Source organism: Vibrio minamisatsumaniensis (assembly GCF_050337445.1).
Classification (GTDB): Bacteria; Pseudomonadota; Gammaproteobacteria; order Enterobacterales; family Vibrionaceae; genus Vibrio; species Vibrio artabrorum.
Genome location: NZ_JAKJSY010000164.1, coordinates 1 through 1,705, shown reverse-complemented (window position 1 = coordinate 1,705; position 1,705 = coordinate 1). Strand labels below are relative to the sequence as shown.

At 41.6% G+C, this 1,705-nt stretch carries 2 protein-coding genes and 2 pseudogenes; 3 read left to right on the top strand and 1 reads right to left on the bottom strand.

Annotated elements, in window-relative coordinates:
• Window positions 1-236, bottom strand: a 236-nt coding sequence (locus tag L4B77_RS19895; protein ID WP_429751568.1) for a transposase, incomplete at its 3' end; no start/stop codon positions are given.
• 74 nt (window positions 237-310) lie between these two features.
• Here L4B77_RS19895 and L4B77_RS19890 point away from each other — a divergent pair.
• The 3 genes and pseudogenes from L4B77_RS19890 to L4B77_RS19880 all read left to right on the top strand — a co-directional run.
• A pseudogene (locus tag L4B77_RS19890) lies at window positions 311-859 on the top strand (ATP-binding cassette domain-containing protein); the annotation flags it as partial.
• A gap of 481 nt (window positions 860-1,340) precedes the next feature.
• Window positions 1,341-1,433: pseudogene (locus tag L4B77_RS19885) on the top strand (DapH/DapD/GlmU-related protein); the annotation flags it as partial.
• A gap of 62 nt (window positions 1,434-1,495) precedes the next feature.
• On the top strand, window positions 1,496-1,705 hold a 210-nt coding region (locus L4B77_RS19880), incomplete at its 3' end, for a transposase (RefSeq protein ID WP_429752516.1).

Below are 1,705 nucleotides of genomic sequence, written 5' to 3'. Positions count from 1 at the left end.
AGCTCTTCAGCTTGCTCTGCCAATAATCGTTTGAGTTTGGCATTTTCAGTGGCGAGCTCCCTTTCTCTATCGCTGATTTTCGCATCTTTTTTGACGGCTTTACGCCACCCATAAATTTGAGATTCATATAGCGAAAGCTGTCGTGCGGCAGCAGAGACACCGACTTTCTCTGCTAACTTAAGCGCTTCGGCTTTAAATTCAGGAGCATGTTTGATTCGTGTTTTCTTAGTTGTCATTGTTCACCTCGTTAGTGATTGTACTCACTTAACTCGGTGTCCAAAACTTCTGGTGCGGATCAGGTCCCTCTGGGTGTGGGAAGTCAACAATATCGAAATTGTTATTAGGAATCTATAAACCAACGAATGGACACATTGGTTTTTTTGGAAATTCAAATTTATCAATGAAAGAAGTCAGGCAACGTATAGGTGCAGTTCTTCAAGAAGATCAGTTGTTTAGTGGTTCTATTATTGAAAATATCACTTTTTTTGGTACTGATTTGGATGAGGAATGGTTAGTAGAGTGTGCTCGAAAGGCGGGGGTACATGATGACATCGAACGTTTGAATATGGGGTATCACACTCTTGTTGGCGAAATGGGTTCAAGTTTATCTGGGGGGCAAAAACAGCGAATACTAATTGCTCGTGCGTTATACAAGAAACCTGAATTATTGATATTGGATGAGGCAACGAGCAGTTTAGATATACATACGGAATCGTTAGTTTGCCAAACATTTAGGCAGATTGGACTTCCAATATTGATGATAGCACATCGTCCTGAAACAATAGCGGCTGCGGATCGAGTGCTACTTTTGCAAGATGGAATGGTTACCGAAGTACCAAATTCATTTAAAGAGAGGTGAAGTGATGTATCAATCAAAAAGAATACTCTGCCCGATGTCTGACGCTATGTTAACCGATGAGCAAGTAATGGAGCGTTATGGTCAATATTTTGGTATAGATCCTTGGGTTAGTTTTTCGGGTTGTCCTGTTGTTAACTTGACCAGAATTTCAGAGGACACGTCCAGATCGACCTTATTGACGGTTAATCAATGTATCAAAATTGGAGTTGGTTGTTATATAGAATCAACGGTACTTCCTGCTTTTCCTTCAGGTCCAACAAAATTAACTTGCGTAGCGATTAAAGATGGGAATTATGGACAAATAACCATCGGAAATAACACTGTCTTACAAGGGACTACAATTTGTTCATATCAATCGGTTTCTATAGGGGAGCGAGTTATGTTTGGCCCAAACGTAGTTATTATGGATTGTAGTGGTCATGCGATAGAAAGGCGAGGCGAGCAAGACGAATTAGAGCGTTTGAAAGTTGCTCCTGTTCAAATTGGTAATGATGCATGGATTGGCTATGGGGTGATTGTTTTACCCGGTGTTTCGATAGGGGAAGGCGCTGTAATTGGAGCAGGGAGTGTTGTCTGATCCGCACCAGAAGTTTTGGACACCGAGTTAAGTGAGTACAATCACTAACGAGGTGAACAATGACAACTAAGAAAACACGAATCAAACATGCTCCTGAATTTAAAGCCGAAGCGCTTAAGTTAGCAGAGAAAGTCGGTGTCTCTGCTGCCGCACGACAGCTTTCGCTATATGAATCTCAAATTTATGGGTGGCGTAAAGCCGTCAAAAAAGATGCGAAAATCAGCGATAGAGAAAGGGAGCTCGCCACTGAAAATGCCAAACTCAAACGA